The organism is Streptomyces sp. TM32 (assembly GCF_004122755.1).
Taxonomy (GTDB): domain Bacteria; phylum Actinomycetota; class Actinomycetes; order Streptomycetales; family Streptomycetaceae; genus Streptomyces; species Streptomyces sioyaensis.
This window is the reverse complement of sequence record NZ_SDIG01000013.1, coordinates 1-16,576: the sequence shown is the minus strand read 5'-3', so window position 1 is coordinate 16,576 and position 16,576 is coordinate 1. Positions and strand designations below refer to the sequence as shown.

At 70.8% G+C, this 16,576-nt stretch carries 13 protein-coding genes; 5 read left to right on the top strand and 8 right to left on the bottom strand.

Going from position 1 to position 16,576, the window contains the following annotated elements:
- Positions 1–5: 5 nt before the first annotated feature.
- From EST92_RS05170 to EST92_RS05145, 6 genes are all read right to left on the bottom strand, one after another.
- Entirely contained in the window at positions 6–2,186 is a 2,181-nt protein-coding gene (locus tag EST92_RS05170; RefSeq protein ID WP_129279746.1) for a 3-hydroxyacyl-CoA dehydrogenase NAD-binding domain-containing protein, read from the bottom strand.
- 33 nt (positions 2,187–2,219) lie between these two features.
- Positions 2,220–3,434 (bottom strand): acetyl-CoA C-acetyltransferase, encoded by a 1,215-nt coding sequence (locus tag EST92_RS05165; RefSeq protein WP_129245209.1) that lies wholly within the window; start codon positions 3,432–3,434, stop codon positions 2,220–2,222.
- A gap of 61 nt (positions 3,435–3,495) precedes the next feature.
- Positions 3,496–4,638, bottom strand: coding sequence for an acyl-CoA dehydrogenase family protein (locus EST92_RS05160; protein ID WP_129279745.1), 1,143 nt, complete (start codon positions 4,636–4,638; stop codon positions 3,496–3,498).
- 265 nt (positions 4,639–4,903) lie between these two features.
- Entirely contained in the window at positions 4,904–6,097 is a 1,194-nt protein-coding gene (locus EST92_RS05155; RefSeq protein WP_254068529.1) for a CaiB/BaiF CoA-transferase family protein, read from the bottom strand.
- Between the two features lie 143 nt (positions 6,098–6,240).
- A complete protein-coding gene (locus tag EST92_RS05150; protein WP_254068527.1) occupies positions 6,241–6,657 on the bottom strand; it encodes an MmcQ/YjbR family DNA-binding protein in 417 nt (138 codons plus the stop codon).
- 272 nt (positions 6,658–6,929) lie between these two features.
- Positions 6,930–8,447 carry a sialate:H+ symport family MFS transporter gene (locus EST92_RS05145; protein ID WP_129279744.1) on the bottom strand — a complete coding sequence of 506 codons (1,518 nt, stop codon included), beginning with the start codon at positions 8,445–8,447 and terminating at the stop codon, positions 6,930–6,932.
- A gap of 400 nt (positions 8,448–8,847) precedes the next feature.
- On the opposite strand from EST92_RS05145, the gene EST92_RS05135 reads away from it, so the two are divergent.
- On the top strand, positions 8,848–10,035 hold the full coding sequence (locus tag EST92_RS05135) for a saccharopine dehydrogenase NADP-binding domain-containing protein (protein ID WP_129279781.1): 1,188 nt from the start codon (positions 8,848–8,850) through the stop codon (positions 10,033–10,035).
- Positions 10,036–10,058: 23 nt separating this feature from the next.
- On the opposite strand, the gene EST92_RS05130 is transcribed toward EST92_RS05135, so the two are convergent.
- Positions 10,059–10,763: an endonuclease V gene (locus EST92_RS05130; RefSeq protein WP_129279742.1), complete on the bottom strand. Its 705-nt coding sequence runs from the start codon at positions 10,761–10,763 to the stop codon at positions 10,059–10,061.
- A 197-nt stretch (positions 10,764–10,960) separates the two neighbouring features.
- Here EST92_RS05130 and EST92_RS05125 point away from each other — a divergent pair, with 197 nt between their 5' ends.
- A complete protein-coding gene (locus EST92_RS05125) occupies positions 10,961–11,260 on the top strand; it encodes a YciI family protein (protein ID WP_006602051.1) in 300 nt (99 codons plus the stop codon).
- Between the two features lie 95 nt (positions 11,261–11,355).
- On the opposite strand, the gene EST92_RS05120 is transcribed toward EST92_RS05125, so the two are convergent.
- Entirely contained in the window at positions 11,356–12,822 is a 1,467-nt protein-coding gene (locus tag EST92_RS05120) for a sugar porter family MFS transporter (RefSeq protein ID WP_129279741.1), read from the bottom strand.
- A 394-nt stretch (positions 12,823–13,216) separates the two neighbouring features.
- On the opposite strand from EST92_RS05120, the gene EST92_RS05115 reads away from it, so the two are divergent.
- The 3 genes from EST92_RS05115 to EST92_RS05105 all read left to right on the top strand — a co-directional run bounded on the left by EST92_RS05115 (position 13,217) and on the right by EST92_RS05105 (position 16,018).
- The gene (locus tag EST92_RS05115) at positions 13,217–14,122 is read left to right on the top strand and encodes an SIS domain-containing protein (RefSeq protein WP_129279740.1); all 906 of its coding nucleotides are present in this window, start codon (positions 13,217–13,219) and stop codon (positions 14,120–14,122) included.
- A 72-nt stretch (positions 14,123–14,194) separates the two neighbouring features.
- The gene (locus EST92_RS05110; protein ID WP_129279739.1) at positions 14,195–15,076 is read left to right on the top strand and encodes a class II fructose-bisphosphate aldolase; all 882 of its coding nucleotides are present in this window, start codon (positions 14,195–14,197) and stop codon (positions 15,074–15,076) included.
- 138 nt (positions 15,077–15,214) lie between these two features.
- Entirely contained in the window at positions 15,215–16,018 is an 804-nt protein-coding gene (locus tag EST92_RS05105) for a DeoR/GlpR family DNA-binding transcription regulator (RefSeq protein ID WP_129279738.1), read from the top strand.
- The last annotated feature ends 558 nt before the right edge of the window (positions 16,019–16,576 follow it).

Here is a 16,576-nt window from a genome sequence, read left to right as displayed (position 1 = left end):
ACCCTTCAGTCGCTGAACTTCTCGCCCCTCTCGGCCTTTTCGACCAGCAGCGGGGACGGCGCGAACCGGTCTCCGTAGGCAGCCTGCAGCTCACGGGCGCGAGCCACGAATCCGGGCAGCCCGCCTTCATAGCCATTGATGTACTGGAGCACCCCGCCGGTCCAGCCGGGGAAGCCGATGCCCAGAATGGAGCCGATGTTCGCGTCGGCGACGGAGGTGAGCACGCCCTCCTCCAGGCAGCGGACGGTGTCCAGCGCCTCGGAGAACAGCATCCGCTCCTGCATGTCGGCGAACGGGATGCCGGCGCCCTCCTGGACGAAGTGTTCCCGCAGCCCCGGCCACAGACCGGCGCGCTTGCCGTCGTCGCCGTACTCGTAGAAGCCGGCGCCGCCGCTGCGGCCCGGGCGGCCGAACTCGTCGACCATCCGGTCGATGACCGCGTCGGCCGGATGCGGCTGCCAGCTGCCGCCGGACTCCTCGACCGCCCGCTTGGTCTCCTCGCGGATCTTGCGCGGCAGGGTCAGGGTCAGCTCGTCCATCAGCGACAGCACCTTGGCCGGATAGCCGGCCTGGGCGGCGGCCTGCTCGACGGAGACCGGGTCGAGGCCCTCGCCGATCATCGCCACGCCCTCGTTGATGAAGTGGCCGATGACGCGGGAGGTGAAGAAGCCCCGCGAGTCATTGACGACGATCGGGGTCTTGCGGATCTGCCGGACCAGGTCGAAGGCGCGGGCCAGCGCCTCGTCACCGGTCCGCTCGCCCTTGATGATCTCCACCAGCGGCATCTTGTCGACCGGCGAGAAGAAGTGCAGCCCGATGAAGTCCTGCTCCCGCTCGACGCCTTCGGCCAGCAGTGTGATGGGCAAGGTAGAGGTGTTGGAACACAGCAGCGCGTCGGGGGCGACGATGTGCTGGATCTCCTTGAACACCTTGTGCTTGAGGCCGACGTCCTCGAAGACCGCCTCGATGACGGCGTCGCAGCCCGCGAGGTCGGTGGGCTCGGCGGTGGGCGTGATGCGCGCCAGCAGTTCATCGCGCTGCTGCTCGGTCGTCCGGCCCCGGGCGACCGCCTTGGCGAGCAGGCCCTCCGCGTAGGCCTTGCCCTTCTGGGCCGCCTCCAGGGAGAGGTCCTTGAGGACGACCTGCATCCCGGCCCGGGCACAGGAGTAGGCGATGCCCGCGCCCATCATGCCGGCGCCGAGGACCGCGACCTTCTCGACCGTGCGGGGCGCGATGCCCTGGGGCCGGTTGGCACCGGAGTTGACGGCCTGCAGGTCGAAGAAGAACGCCTGGATCATGTTCTTGGAGATCTGACCGGTCACCAGCTCGACGAAGTAGCGCGCCTCGATGGTCTGCGCGGTCTCGAAGTCGACCTGGGAGCCCTCGACCGCCGCGGCGAGGATGTTGCGCGGGGCCGGGTACGGTGCGCCGTTCAGCTGCTTCTTGAGGTTGGCGGGGAATGCCGGGAGGTTGGCCGCGAACTTCGGCTGGGCGGGGGTGCCGCCGGGGATGCGGTAGCCCTTGACGTCCCAGGGCTGCTGGGACTCGGGGTGCTCGTCGACGAAGGCGCGGGCCTTGGCGAGCAGTTCCTCGGGGGTGGCGGCGACCTCGTGGATCAGCCCGGCTTCCTGGGCGCGGGAGGCGTTGTACTGCGTGCCCTGGAGCAGCACCTTCAGCAGGGCGTCGGTGATGCCGAGCAGCCGGACGGTGCGGGTGACGCCGCCGCCGGCGGGCAGCAGGCCGAGGGTGACCTCGGGCAGGCCGATCTTGGTGCCGGGGGTGTCGAGGGCGATGCGGTGATGGCAGGCCAGGGCGATCTCGTAACCGCCGCCCAGCGCCGCGCCGTTGATCGCGGCGACGACGGGCTTGCCGAGCGTCTCGATGCGGCGCAGGTCGCGCTTGATGCCGTTGCCGGTCTCGAAGGCCTGCTCGGCCTGTGCGGGGGTGATGGCGATGAGTTCGCGCAGGTCACCGCCGGCGAAGAAGGTCTTCTTGGCGGAGGTGAAGATGATGCCGCGGATACTGTCCTTCTCGGCCTCCAGGCGGTCGGCGACCGCGGTCAGGGAGGCCTTGAAGGCGTTGTTCATGGTGTTGGCCGACTGGTCGGGGTCGTCCAGGACAAGGGTGACGATGCCGGTCTCGTCCTGTTCCCAGCGGATGGTCGACGACGCAGGGGACTCGCTCACTGTGGCTTCTCCGTAAGGGGTGGGGACGGGCGGTCAGAGGCGCTCGATGACGGTGGCGATGCCCATGCCGCCGCCGACGCAGAGGGTGGCCAGGCCGTAGCGCTTGTCCTGCCGCTCCAGCTCGTCGATCAGGGTGCCGAGGATCATGGCGCCGGTGGCGCCGAGGGGGTGGCCCAGGGCGATGGCGCCGCCGTTGACGTTGACCTTGTCCAGGCTCAGGCCCATGTCCTTGACGAAGCGCAGCACCACGGCGGCGAAGGCCTCGTTGATCTCGACGAGGTCGATGTCGTCGATGGTCAGCCCGGCCTTGGCGAGGGCCTTGCGGCTGGCGGGCGCCGGGCCGGTGAGCATGATCGTGGGCTCGGAGCCGGAGACCGCGGCGGAGATGATGCGGGCCCGTGGGGTCAGGCCGTAGCGCTCGCCGACCTCCTTGGAGCCGATGGCGACGAGCGCCGCGCCGTCCACGATGCCGGAGGAGTTGCCCGCGTGGTGCACGTGGTCGATCTTCTCGACCCAGTGGTACTTCTGCAGGGCGACCGCGTCGAAGCCGCCCGCGTCCCCGATCGTGGCGAAGGACGGCTTGAGGCCGGCCAGCGAATCGGCGGTGGTGCCGGGCCGCATGTGCTCGTCGTGATCGAGGACGACCAGGTCGTTGCGGTCGCGCACCGGGACGACGGAGCGGTCGAAGCGGCCGTCCTTCCAGGCCTCGGCGGCGCGCTCCTGGGAGAGCGCGGCGAATTCGTCGACGTCGCGCCGGGTGTAGCCCTCGATGGTGGCGATCAGGTCGGCGCCGATGCCCTGCGGGACGAAGCCGGTGTCGAAGTTGGTCATCGGGTCGGCGAACCAGGCGCCACCGTCCGAGGCCATCGGGACCCGGGACATGGATTCGACACCGCCCGCCAGGACCAGGTCCTCCCAGCCCGAACGCACCTTGGCCGCAGCCATGTTGACGGCTTCGAGACCCGAGGCACAGAAGCGGTTCTCCTGTACGCCGGCGACCGTGTCGGGCAGCCCGGCGGCGATCGCCGCGATCCGCGCGATGTCGGATCCCTGGTCGCCGACCGGGCCGACCACGCCGAGCACGATGTCGTCGACGGCCGCCGGGTCGAGTCCGGGGAAGCGCCGGCGCACTTCGTGGATCAGTCCGACGACCAGGTCGATCGGCTTGGTGCCGTGCAGCGCGCCAGTGGCCTTGCCGCGGCCGCGCGGGGTGCGGATCGCGTCGTATACGTACGCTTCGGTACTCAAGTCAACAAGCCTTTCGCATGAGGGTGGGGCAGGGGCAGCGGGTGGTCCGGGGCCGTCCGGGTCAGTCCAGGAGGGAGCGTCCGATGATCTCCTTCATGATCTCGGTGGTCCCTCCGTAGATCGTCTGGATGCGGCCGTCGGTGAAGGCCTTGGCCACGCGGTATTCGGCCATATAGCCGTATCCGCCATGGAGTTGCAGGCAGCGGTCGGCGACGCGTTTTTGCAGCTCGGTGGCCCACCACTTGGCCATCGAGGCATGCGTCGCGTCCAGCTCGCCGGCGGCGTGGTCGGCGATGCAGCGGTCGACGAAGGCGCGGGTGACGGCGCATTCGGTGGCCATCTCGGCTATCTCGAAGCGGATGTGCTGGAGCTTGGACAGCGGCCGTCCGAACGCCTCGCGCTCCTTGACGTAGCGGCTGGTGATCTCCAGCAGATGTTCGGCGGCGGCGATACCGGAGACGGCGATGTTCATCCGCTCCTGCGCGAGATGGGTCATCAGATGGACGAAGGCGCCGTTCCGCTCGCCGAGCAGATTCTCCTTGGGGACGCGGACGTCGTGGAAGAACAGCTCGGCGGTGTCCTGGGCCTTCTGGCCGATCTTGTCGAGGTTGCGGCCGCGCTCGAAACCCGCCGTGCCCCGCTCGACGACCAGCAGGCTCAGACCGTGCGCCCCGCCCTCCGGCGTCGTCCTGGCCACGACGATGACCAGGTCGGCGAGGATGCCGTTGGAGATGAAGGTCTTGGAACCGTTGAGGATCCAGTGGTCGCCGGCGTCCTCGGCGTGGGTGCGGATGCCCTGCAGGTCGGAGCCGGCGCCGGGCTCGGTCATCGCGATGGCGGTGATGATCTCGCCGCTGCAGAAGCCGGGCAGCCAGCGGCGCTTCTGCTCCTCGGTGGCGAGCGTCGTCAGATAGGGGCCGATGATGTCGTTGTGCAGGCCCACGGCGAGCCCGGCGGCGCCGGCCCGGGTGAACTCCTCGGCCAGCACCACGCTGTAGCGGAAGTCGGGCTGTCCGCCCCCGCCGTACTCCTCGGGCACCGCGAGCCCCAGCAGCCCCTGGGCGCCGGCCGCCCGCCAGGCGTCGCGGCTGACGATGCCGTCCTTCTCCCACTGCTCGTAGTGCGGCGTCACTTCCCTGGTGAGGAAGGTCCGTACGGTCTCGCGGAACGCGTCGTGGTCCGCGGTGAAGATCTGGCGCTTCATTTGGTCCGGGCCCTCCTCAGAGCCAGTGCTTGACGGTCTCGGTCGGCTTGGCGGGCAGCGGCCCCACGGGGCGGAAGCCGGTCAGCGGCCCTACGGTGCGCACGCCGGGCACCCGCCCGCCCGCCTGCCGGGACGCCGCTCGGGCGCGGACCGCCTTCGGGCCCGCGCAGCGGCATCGGTGTGCGGCATCGGTCCGGCACGGCGGAGGTGATCGCCCGCTTCTCCCCGACGGAGCGGAGCTCCCGGAGCGTGGTGGCGCGCTCCATCAGCCGGCCGTGTCCTTCTGCTCGGCGCGGCTCCGGCCTGCGGGCGGGGCGGCGGACGGGCCGGCCGGCGGCGGGGTGAGGAGGCCGGGTGCCTGCCAGTCGCGCGCGATCTCCGCGGTGTCCGCACCGGGCCGTGCGGGTGGTCTGCGGAGTGCACCCGGCGTCCGCGAGAACCGCGGCGCGGGCGCGGGCTGGGTGATCCCGCCGTGCTCGACGAAGGTGCCGCGGGCGGCGAGATGCGGATGCCGCGGGGCCTCGCGAAGGGAGAGCACGGGCGCCACACAGGCGTCGGAACCCTCGAAGACCGCCGTCCACTCCTCGCGGGTCCGGGTCCTGAAGCGCGCGGCGATGGCCGCGCGCAGCTCTGCCCAAGCGGCGAGGTCATCGCGGTCGGGGACCTCCTGGGCGAGGCCCAGCAGCCGGACGAACTCGCCGTAGAAGCGCTTCTCCAGCGCACCGACCGCCATATGGCCGCCGTCGGCGGTCTCGTAGACACCGTAGAAGGGCGCGCCGCCGTCCAGCAGATTGCTGCCGCGCCGGTCCTGCCAGCCGCCGGCCGCCAGCATGCCGTGGATCATCGCCGTCAGATGAGCCGTGCCGTCGACGATGGCGGCATCCACGACCTGGCCCCTGCCGTCTTCGCTGCGGGCGTGCTGGAGGGCGGCGAGGATGCCGATGACGAGGTAGAGCGAGCCGCCGGCGTAGTCACCGACGAGGTTGGCGGGGACGGCGGGCGGGCCGTCGGGCGATCCGATCATGCCGAGCGCGCCCGTGATGGCGATATAGCCGATGTCGTGTCCGGCGGTGTCGGCGAGCGGGCCCTGCTGCCCCCAGCCCGTCATCCGGCCGTAGACCAGCCGGGGGTTGAGCGCCAGGCACTCCTCGGGGCCGACGCCCAGCCGCTCGGCCACCCCGGGGCGGTAGCCCTCCACCAGCACGTCGGCGCGGGCGACCAGTTCCCGTACCTGCGCCACCCCCTCGGGGGTCTTCAGGTCCACCAGCACGGAGCGTTTGTTGCGGTTGGTGAGGTCGTACGCGGGGTCGATGCCCAGCCCCGCGCCTCCGGGGCGGTCGACGCGGACGACATCGGCGCCGAGGTCGGCCAGCAGCATGGCCGCGAACGGGCCGGGACCGATGCCGGCGAGTTCGACGACCCGCACCCCGCTCAGCGGACCGTGCCCTGACTCTGTCATCGCGCCCCATGCCTTTCCGCACTGTGACACTTCTGATGTAACACTCGTGATGTTAAGAACGTGTTCCACTTTCCACAAGCCCTCCATGCCAGGCGGCAACCGCGGAAAAGGCCCGCGCCGGCGATGCTCAACTGCCATCGCCGTCACGGGCCTTTGCGCGTCTGCTGCCGCTGCGCCGCTATCCCCCGTCGAGCTCGGCGATGAGCTTCTTGGGGGGCTATGACGCGATACGACTCCTCCGCCCAGTCACAGAGCAGCTCGGCCGACGGAGCGCCCTGCTCCTCCAGGGGGACCTGCACCCATCCGGACGCGCCCAGGCCGTAACCGGCGGGCTTGGCGCCGGGCGAGGTCAGCGCATGGGCATGTGCCTCCGGGTCCGTGAGTTTCAGCGTGACCCCGCGTGGATGGCTGCCGTCATCGACCCCGAGGAAGACGAAGACCTTCTTGTTGACCTTGATGACGCTCTCGCCCCAGGGAAACTCCTCCACGGCTCCGGGCAGGCCCAGCGCGAACGCCCGCACCCGCTCCCGCACCGCCGCCGGATCCGACGCCTTCGCCATGACTTCCTCCACGTCCGTCCCCCGTACGGCACCGTCCGCGGTGCCGCTTGGCCCACGCACACATCGCGCGGGCCGGCCAACGCATTCCACGCTAACGGCGACCACTGACAACGGCCCCGCGGAGCGCCGGACGCCCGGTCGGCCGCGGAACGCCTGCCGCCATGCCTGCCCGGCTGCGCACGACGCCACGCTCGTCGGGAGGCGCGGCGCGCATCCTCCGCACGGCGCCCGCCCGTCCGGCCCGGCCGTGGCACCCGGCGAGCCGGACACCGCTACGGCACGTCGGGGGCCGCGCCCCTGGAAGCCGGGCCGGGCGCCGCCCCCGCGGGCAGAGTTCCCGCTCCCCCGGGCTCCGGTACGAGGTGGTCGTCGGGCGCCTGACGGTCCGCAAGGCGGCCGAGTCGCTGTGGGACGTTGCCGCCCACCAGGAGGATGACGATGAGCGTCAGCCCGAAGGTGAGCACGGCGAGCGCCCGCCCCAGGGGCATGCCTTCGGCCAGACGGGCCCCGAGAACGGGAGCCACCGCCCCGCCCAGGGCCCCCACGTTGTAGACGAAGCCCAGGGAGGCGGCGCGGGTGGCGGTCGGGAAGTGCCCCGCGAGGTACTTCGGCAGGATCCCGGAGATGCCCTGGCCGAGCGCGAGCAGCACGAAGATGAGGACTCCGAGTGCCGGGAGACTGTCCCGCACCGCGAAGACCGGGAAGACGAAGGCCAGTGAGGCCAGCAGGGTGTACGCGTAGGCGCGGCGGGTGCCGAGCAGGTCCCCGGCGAAGCCCGCCAGCCAACAGCCCGCCATGGTGCCGAAGCCCGCGTAGAACATCACGTCGGTGACCTGCGCGGGGGCGTATCCGAGGTCGGTCTTGAGATAGGTGGGCAGCAGGGCCTGGATCGGCCAGCTGTAGAGGAAGGCGCAGAAGACGGTCGCCATGAGGGAGACGTACAGCAGCCCTCCCCGGCGACCGCCGAGCTGCACGGCGAACGCGATCAGGCACAGCGCGGCGACGCCCGACAGCCAGGGGACATCACCGGCGCCGACGGGCGTGAAGACGCAGAACAGCGCGACCGAGGCGGTCGCCGCCAGGGCCGTGTTGCCCCAGCCCCGGAGGCGGCCGGTGAACAACGGCCGGAAGGGGTTGGGGCGTTCCCCGTCCGCACGGGCGGCGATCTGCCGCTGCCAGTCACCGGCCTCCGGCAGCGATCTGCGCACCCACACGGCGACCAGGACGGGCAGCACGCCGATCCAGAACATCCAGCGCCAGCCCCAGGCCGGGACCACCCACTTGTAGAGCTCGGCCGCGAGGACGGTGCCGCCCGCATAACCGGAGATCAGGAATCCGGAAGCGCGGTTACGCCATCGAGTGGGCCAGCTCTCCAGCACATACGTCGCGCCGGCGCTGTACTCTCCCGCCATGCCCAGACCGATGACCAGCCGGGCGACGAACAAACTGGTGTAATCCCAGGCGAACCCGCAGGTAAAGGTGCCGAGCGAATAGAGCAGAATGCTGGTGATCATGGCGGCCCGGCGGCCGTAGCGGTCGCCCATCGCGCCCAGCGCGGCGCCGCCCAGCCATCGGGTGATGAAGGCGCCGGAGATCAGCGAGGCGGCGGTGGCGGTGCGCAGGTGGAATTCGCCGGCGATCTCGGTCAGTACGAGCGTGATCAGGACGAAGTCGAAGCCGTCCAGGAGGTAGCCGATCCAGGCGGCGAACATCGCCTTCCACTGGGATCCAGTGACCTCCAGCCGCCCGCTCCGTATCCGGCCAGGGATGTCCCAGGGGCGCGTCGTCACAGCAATCCGGCCTCCTCCAGCAGTCGGTGGGCGGTTCGGAGCGGGGTGTCGTCGGGGGCGGTGACGTCGGGCGCAGTGTCGTCGGGGGAAGCTGCTGGGCCGCCGGCGTCCGGGTTCCGGGCGGCGGCCGGCCCCTGGAACACCGCCCGGTCACCGCCGGCGGACGAAGGGAGAGACAATGAGACGGGAGAGGCGGGTGAGAGCAAAGAGCGGCGCACCCGACATCGGACGTCCTACGTCATGGTGCTCTCCGTGAATCTGGCTCCGCGCCGACGCACTGTCAAGACTGCACGCCGTACCTGAGAGCCCCAAGGGAGCTGCCACAAGCGGGCGTTGACGGAGTAACGGTGACTGCCTAGGGTCCGGACTTCAGATCACGCGGGTGCTGGAGAGGACGCAGATGCGACGGCAGGACACCACTGGACGGGCCCATGACCTCGTCGTCTACGGCGCGACCGGTTTCGCCGGCGCGCTCACGGCCGAATACCTCGCGGAACACGCCCCCAAGGACTGCCGCTGGGCTCTGGCCGGGCGCAACACCGCCAAACTGGAGCAGCTGCGCGACCGGCTGGCGAAGATCGACCCGGCCTGTACCGAGCTGCCGCTGTTGCGGGCCGACAGCGGCGACGCGGACTCGCTGCGCGCGCTGGCCGCCGACACCCGGGTGCTGGTGACGACCGTCGGCCCCTATGTGCTCCACGGTGAACCGCTGGTGGCCGCGTGCGCCGCGGCCGGCACCGACTATGTCGATCTGTCCGGGGAGTCGGAGTTCATCGACCGGATGTACCTCCGGCACCACGCGACCGCCCGCGCCACGGGCGCCCGCCTCGTGCATGCCGGCGGCTTCGACTCCGTCCCGCACGATCTGGGCGTGCTCTTCACGGTCGGGCTCCTCCCCGAAGGCGTCCCCGTGCGTATCGACGGATTCGTCCGGAGCAATGCCACGTTCTCCGGAGGCACGCTGGCCTCCGTGCTGACCGCCGCCTCGCGCCCGGTCGCCATGGCGCGGGCCGCCCGCGAACGGCAGCGGGCCGCACCGCGACCGGCCGGCCGCACGGTGCGAGCGCCCCTCGGCCCGCCCCTCAAGAGCCGCGAAACCCGGACCTGGGGAGTGCCGTTGCCCACCGTCGACGCGCAGATCGTCGCGCGCTCGGCCGCCGCGCTGGAGCGCTACGGACCCGACTTCCGCTATCGCCACTACGCGGGCGTACAGCGGCTGCCGATCGCCGTCGGCGGTGCGCTGGGAGCGGGAGCCCTGTGTGCGCTCGCCCAGGTGCCGCCCGCACGACGCTGGTTGTCCGGGCGTCTGGAGCCGAGCGACGGGCCGGGCCCCGAACGCCGTGCGCGCAGCTGGTTCAAGGTGCGCTTCGTCGCCTCCGCCGGCGGCAGGCGCCTGGTCACCGAGGTCGCGGGCGGCGACCCCGGCTACGACGAGACGGCGAAGATGCTTGCCGAGTCGGGGCTCAGCCTGGCCTTCGACGATCTGCCGGAGACCGCGGGCCAGGTGACGACCGCGGTCGCCATGGGGGATGCGCTCACCGCTCGCCTCCAGGAGGCGGGCATCACGTTCCGCGTCGTCCAGGAGTAGCGCGGATCCCTCGCCGGTCCACCTCAGGCGGCCGCGAGCGCCTTCCGGCACAGCGCGTCGGCGGCGCGCGTCGTCTCCGGAAGGCGGTAGTGGGCCGCCAGGCGGAGCGTATGCGCACAGGCCCGGTCGAGATCGACGCGGTGCCCGACGGAGACGAAGACCGGCTTGACGCCCTTTTGGGTACGCAGCGCACGTCCCACCTCCTCGGCGCCGTCCAGCAGCGGGGAGGTGGCGCCGCGGTCGGGCCCGGGGGGTGCGTACCGGAACGTGAAGGGGTTCTTGGCCACGCCGATGGTGGGCAGCCCCGTCAACACCCCCAGATGGCTGGCCAGCCCGAAGCGTCGCGGGTGCGCCAGCCCGTAGCCGTCGCAGACCACGAGGTCAGGAACGCGGGCGAGGCGGGCGAGCGCGTCGAGCACGGTGGGAATCTCACGGAAGGCGAGCAGTCCCGGGACGTACGGAAAGGAGACCTGCCCGACGGCGGTGGCTTCGTCGACGACGGCGAGCGTACGGGCGTCCAGCGCGACGGCGGCCGCGGCGACGACATCGCGTGCGTCGTCGTAGGCCACGTCCACGCCCACCACGGTGCCGTCGAACCCCGGCTCCGGCCCGGATTCATCGAGCCGCACACGGGGCCGCAACCGGTCCTGCACCGCGCGCGCCTGGGTTTCGTCGGTGGGCCAGTGCCGCAGTTCGTCGTCGCAGGAGGGCGTTCCGGGAGTGTCCATGGTGGCCACCACGCTACCGAACCGCTGAGCGAGCCCGGAGCGGGCGGATCTGCTCAGGCGCGGATCGGCTCGCGGGCGGATCCCGAGGAGCCCACGGCACCGAGCCGACGGCGGGCCAGGGGTGGCCCGCCCGGGGCGGAACGCCCCCTACCGGGAGGGGCAGCTGCCGCGCCCGGCACCTCCTCTATATTGCAGCCATGTTCGTACTGGAATTGACCTATACCGCCCCCCTCGCACGCGTCGATGAGGTGCTTGAGGACCACGTGGAGTGGCTGAAGAAGGGGTACGCCGCGGGGCATTTCCTCGCCGCCGGCCGCAAGGTGCCGCGCGATGGCGGCGTCATTCTCGCTGCCGGGCCGGACCGTGCGACCGTCGAGCGGATCGTGGCCGAGGACCCCTTCGTCCTCGCCGGCGTGTGTGAGTACCGGGTCACCGAGTTCGTGGCGACGACGACCGCGCCCGCGCTGGAGCAGTACCGGGAGCAATTGCCGTCCTGAAACGGCAACCCCGCGGTGAGCAGGCAGCTGCACAGCCGCACCGTGCCGCGGCAGGCGGGGAGCACGGGACTCCAGCGACCCCGCCATGCCCCCGTCTACGCAGTCGTGGTCGGAGGCAGCGCCGCGTCTCGGTGCGGGTCGGGGCTCGCGGAGCCCGGTGCGGGCGGTGCGGGCCAGCGTCCCCCGTTACGCCAGTAGTCCTGAATCTCTTCCAGTTGGCGCCCCTTGGTCTCGGGCGCGGTGACGAAAGCGAAGACCAGGGCGGCGAGCGCGAGGACGCCGAGCCCGGCGAACGTCCGGGCGGCGCCCGCCCATGCCATGAGTGAGGGGAAGAACTGGGCGATCAGGAGGTTGGCCACCAGGTCTGCGGTGAGCATGACCGACGCCCCGGTCGAGCGCAGCTGGGCGGGGAACGCCTCGCTCGCATAGACCCAGATCAGTGAGCCGAAGCCGAAGTTGAAGGCGGCGGTGAACAGCAGAATGGCCGTGAAACCCACCCAGGTCATGGCACCGTGCAGCTCGCCCGTGCCGAAGACCGCGGTGAGGACGGCGAGCATCACGGCCATCGTGCCGATGCCGCTGAGCAGCACCACCCGGCGTCCGAGCCGGTCGATGATGAGGATCGCGAGCACCGTCGCGGCCAGCGAGGCGAGCTGGACGAAGGACGGCAGCAGGAAGTTCTGGCCGTTGCCGGTGAAGCCCATCTCCTCGAAGATCTGCGGGCTGTAGTACGTCACGGCGTTGATGCCGGTGATCTGGCAGAAGAACCCGAGGCCGACGACGAAGAGAGCGGCACGGGCGTACGGCTTGCGCAGCATGGAGCGTGCCGAGCCGCCGCTCTCCTCGGCGAGCGCCGCTCCCACAGCGGCGACCTCGGCGCGCGGATCGACATCCGGGTCGGTCATCGCCATGACCTCGACGGCCCGTTCCGTACGCCCCTTGAGGACGTACCAGCGCGGGGTGTCCGGCAGCCGGAGCAGCGGGATCAGGACGAGTGCGGCGGGGATCGCGGAGAGGCCGAGCATCCACCGCCAGTGACCGCCACCGGACAGGCCCCAGTTGACGAAGTACGTGATGACGATGCCCGCGACCGTGGCGACTTGGTAGGCGGCGACGGAGGCCCCGCGGATACGTGCCGGTGTCGATTCGGCGACATAGAGCGGGGCGGCGACGATCGAGATGCCGATGGCGACGCCGAGCAGGAAGCGGACGACGTCCAGCACGATGACGTCGGGGGCGAGGGCGGAGAGCGCGACGAACACGGCGTAGGAGCCGGCGACGATCAGCATCGCGGCCTTGCGGCCCAGGGCGTCGGCGAGCTTGCCGCCGATCAGGGCGCCCACGATGGAGCCGCCCACCAAGATGCTGTTGACCAGGCCTTTTTCAGCCTCGGTGAGATGGAAGTCCCTGCTCAGGAACACCAGGGCACCGGAGATGCTGCCGGTGTCGTAGCCGTAGATGACACCGACGACGGCGCCGGTGAGTGCGAACAGCCTGCCGGTGCGGCGTGCGGTCTCGGGTGAGGGCGGCGGGGGCGTCGCGGAGAGCGTGGCAGTGGACACGGGAAGTCCTTTGTGCGGCGGGCGGGCCTTGCTGCATGACGAAGCGGGTGTGACTGATCTTGCGAGTATTCGGCGCCTTTCACGCAGCTGTCAACACCTTCACGCACCTCCCTGCTCCCCGTCCTCCCCGCATCCACCCCGCCCGGCCAGCCGACCACCCTCAGGCCGCAATCCTGTGCGCGCTTAGCCCATCAGGCCCACATCATGCGCCCACCTTAGGTCGACATCGAGCTGGCATCGGGCCGGCAGCCTTCCCGCCCCCTGATGCGTCCACTCGTTCGAGGGATGGAACCCCGCGAGATTTCTGCGTACAGTCGATTGCAACGAAGCTAAATATTGCAGTTTTGAGCAACCAAGTTCGACGCAGTGCAAGGAACGTCACGGGAGGGCGGCCATGAGTGAGATCTCATATATGGAGCAGGAGCTGCACAGTCAGCCGGAGACCTGGCGGGAGGCCGCGCGGCTCGGTGCGGCGGCCGGTCCGCTGCCCGGTGCCGGACAGCGGGTGGCAGTCATCGGCTGCGGAACGTCATGGTTCATGGCGCAGTCGTACGCGGCACTGCGGGAGGCGGCCGGCCAGGGGGTGACGGATCCGTTCGCCGCCTCCGAGGCCTTCCTCGGAGGCGACCGCGGCTACGACGCGGTGGTGGCCATTACACGGTCCGGCACCACGACAGAGGTCCTGCGCGTGCTCGATGCCGTCAAGGGGCGCATCCCGACGGTGACGATCATCGGCGATCCCGAAACTCCGGCGGTCTCCCTCTCCGACCGGACGGTCGCGCTGCCGTTCGCCGATGAGAAGTCGGTGGTGCAGACCCGTTTCGCCACGACGGCGCTGACGCTACTGCGCGCGCATCTGGGCGAGGATGTCTCCCGGGCGGTGACCGACGCGGAAGAGGCGCTGGTCGCACCGGTGGAGAAGGAGTGGGTGGACGCCGAGCAGTTCTCCTTCCTCGGCACGGGCTGGACGTTCGGTCTGGCCAATGAGGCGGCGCTCAAGATGCGAGAGGCGTCGCAGAGTTGGACGGAGTCCTACCCCGCGATGGAGTACCGCCACGGTCCGATCGCGATAGCCGCACCGGGGCGGGTGACCTGGCTGTTCGGCCAGGCTCCGGACGGCCTGGAGGCCGATGTGGTGCGGACCGGTGCCCGCTTCGTGCGCCATGCCCGCGATCCGCTGGCGGACCTGGTGCTGGTCCAGCGGGTGGCGCTGGAACGGGCCCGCGCCCGCGGCCTGGATCCGGACAACCCGCGCAGCCTGACCCGTTCGGTGATGCTCGAAGCGCCGGCCGCCTCGTAGTCGCCCGCCTCTCCGGGCATCACCCGCCTGCCTCACGTCAACCAGCCCCACCCGCAAGGGAGTCAGCGTCCCATGCCCCTAGTTCCGACCTCATCGATCATCGACGCCGCGCGTGCGGCGCGGGTCGGTGCCGCGGCGTTCAACGTCATCCATCTGGAGACCGCCGAGGCACTCGTCACCGCCGCCGAGCGCACCGGCATCCCCTTGATCCTGCAGATCAGTGAGAACTGCATCCGCTATCACGGCAGCCTGCGGCCCCTCACACGTGCCACCCTTGCCCTCGCCGAGGAGTCCGCGGCCCGGATCGCGGTACACCTCGACCACATCACCGACACGGAGCTGGTCCAGCAGGGCATCACCGCCGGGGTGGGCTCGGTCATGGTGGACGCCTCCGCCCTCCCGTATGAACAGAACGTCGCCACCACCGCCGAAATCACGGCCTGGTGCCATGAGCACGGCGCCTACGTCGAGGCCGAACTCGGCGAGATCGGCGGCAAGGACGGGGTCCATGCACCAGGGGTGCGCACCAACCCGGACGAGGCCCTGGCCTTCGTCCGCGCAACGGGCGTCGATGCCCTCGCCGTAGCTGTCGGCTCCTCGCATGCGATGCAGGAGCGCACGGCCGTACTCGACAAGGAACTCATCGCGGCACTGCACTCCACCCTGCCGGTGCCACTGGTTCTGCACGGCTCCTCCGGGGTGCCGGACGACGAACTGCGCCGCGCCATCGCCGCCGGAATGACGAAGATCAACATTTCCACTCATCTGGTCTCCGTCTTCACCCACTCGATACGGCAGACGCTGGATGCCGACCCGGCGCTCGTCGACTCGCGGAAGTACCTCAAGCCCGCCCGGGCGGCAGTGGCCGAGGAAGCGGCACGTCTCCTGGACGTCCTGGGCACTCCGGCGGCGGTCCCGGGCCAGTACGCAGCCCAGGCCCCGGCCCGGGGGTGACAGCACAGGCAGTGGGCCTTCCCTTCGGCAGCTCACCCCGGCAGAGCCGCTTGGAGGGCACATGCGATCACCACGGCCTCGTACGACGGCACCCACCGCGCGCCACCGTGGCCTGCTGAAACGAATTAGGCTCGCGCCATGAAGCGCCATGAACGGATGAACGCACTGCTTGAGCTGCTCGGGGACCGGGGCCGGGTGGAGGTCGAGGAGGCCGCGACCGCGCTGGAGGTCTCGGCCGCCACGATGCGGCGCGACATGGACGCCCTGGCGGAGCAGCAGTTGCTGACCCGTACCCGGGGCGGCGCGGTGCTCAGCTCGGTGGCGTACGACCTGCCGATCCGCTACAAGCACGCGCACCGGTCGGCGGAGAAGGAGGCCGTCGCCAACGCTGCGGCGAAGCTGGTCGAACGGGGGGATGTGGTCGGACTGAGCGGGGGCACCACGACCACGGCCATCGCGCGCGTGCTCGCCACCCGTCCGGACTTTGCGGAGGCGGGCCCGCAACCGCACCTGACGATTGTCACCAACTCCCTCAACATTGCGAACGAGCTGGCCGTGCGGCCACAGATCAAGATTGTGCTCACGGGTGGGGTGGCGCATTCGCGGTCGTTCGAACTGGTCGGCCCCTTCAGCGAGTTGGTGCTTCAGCAGATCTCCATCGACATCGCCTTCATCGGTGCCAATGGAATGGACCCGATGATGGGCGCCACGGTGCACGACGAGGCCGAGGCCCGGGTCAACCGCCTCATGGCCGAGCGCGCCCGGCGTGCCGTGGTCGTCGCGGACTCGTCCAAGATCGGCGAGCGCTGCTTCGCCCGGGTCGGCGACGCGGATGTCTTTGACACCTTCATCACGGACAGCGGAGCGAAGGAGGCAACCCGCCGTGAGTTCGCGGACCGGGGCCTGCGGGTGCTGACGGCACGCCCGTCTACGGGCGAGTGACCTTCCCGGCCGATGATCCGGCGGCGCACCGCCCGCTGCCAGGCTCATGGGCCGGTCCGGATCGTGGGCACTGTTCCGGCCCGTCGGCGGCGTTGGCTCACGGCTGGGCGAGACATGCAGGGCCGAGCGAGAGGGGCCGGGCGGGGCGGGAGGGACCGGGCTGGGCGAGAGATAGGGGCTGAGCGAAAGTTACGGGGCCGGGCCGGAGACGTACGGGGCCGGGCGAGAGTGCAGAGCCGGGGGCCGAGGCATGTGGGGTCGAGCCCGACTGTGCCGGCGCTCGCCACGGACAGAGCGCGCCGGAGGGCGGCGTGGAGATGGAGATACGGCCGGCGGTCTGCGCAGGGGCCACGCCGGGAGGGGTGCCGGGGAGTGCCGTGCCGGGCAGGCCGTGCAGTGGAGTGCCCTGCCGTGCTCGGCGGAGCTGGGCAAGGCGGGTCTGGGTGGAGCTGGGCACGGCAGGGCTGGACAGAGCGGGTCCTGACAGGGCGGGCCTGACAGAGCTGGTCCGGGCGAGGCGGGCCTGACAGAGCTGGTCCGGGCGAGGCGGGAGGGGCG